The sequence below is a fragment of the Rugosimonospora africana genome, from assembly GCF_016862975.1.
Taxonomy (GTDB): domain Bacteria; phylum Actinomycetota; class Actinomycetes; order Mycobacteriales; family Micromonosporaceae; genus Rugosimonospora; species Rugosimonospora africana.
This window is the reverse complement of record NZ_BONZ01000206.1, coordinates 1-607: the sequence shown is the minus strand read 5'-3', so window position 1 is coordinate 607 and position 607 is coordinate 1. Positions and strand designations below refer to the sequence as shown.

Below are 607 nucleotides of genomic sequence, written 5' to 3'. Positions count from 1 at the left end.
CCGGATTTGGGCCAAGTGATCATCGTGTCCCCTGCCATCCCGTCTGCCGTCGACCCGCCCACATGGGGAGCGGGCCGCGCCCTGGGCGCCAAGGTGGAGCGCCCTACCGGACGAACGACCTTGGCGCCCAGGGTGTGGTCTGCTCGGCTCTGCCCGGGTCGTCGGCGGGCGGGATGGCCCATCCCCGGAGTCAGAGTGCTCCCGCCGGAGGCTGCTTGTAGGTGCGGGCGGACGGCTTTGAGGGTGGGCGCACCTGGATCTGGACTAAGCCGAACGGGGCTCGCGGCGGGGGACTCGAAGGTGTAAGACTCCACCCATCGTCGTCGTGAGAGGCGTCATGGTGACTCTGGCTATCAGCATCGTCGGTGGTGCCGCGTTCGGTGTCGCGATAGGGGTGATGTCGGCCCGGTGGCGTGCCCCAGGGCGTTGGGCCTGGCAGTTGCCGATCGGCCTAGTTGTCATTGCAGGATTGACGGTCTGGGCATGGAACACCGGCGACAACGCCTTTCCGGCGACGTTCGGCCCGTTCACTCTCGCGATCGCATCCGTGGCCGGGATTACCTCGCAGCAGAACCGACCTTCGTGAACGAGTCCCTACCGGGAGGCT

General features: G+C 67.4%; 1 protein-coding gene. It reads left to right on the top strand.

Features of this window, described 5'->3' with window-relative positions; genetic code table 11:
- Positions 1–337 precede the first annotated feature (337 nt).
- A complete protein-coding gene (locus tag Raf01_RS49245; RefSeq protein ID WP_203925091.1) occupies positions 338–586 on the top strand; it encodes a hypothetical protein in 249 nt (82 codons plus the stop codon).
- The last annotated feature ends 21 nt before the right edge of the window (positions 587–607 follow it).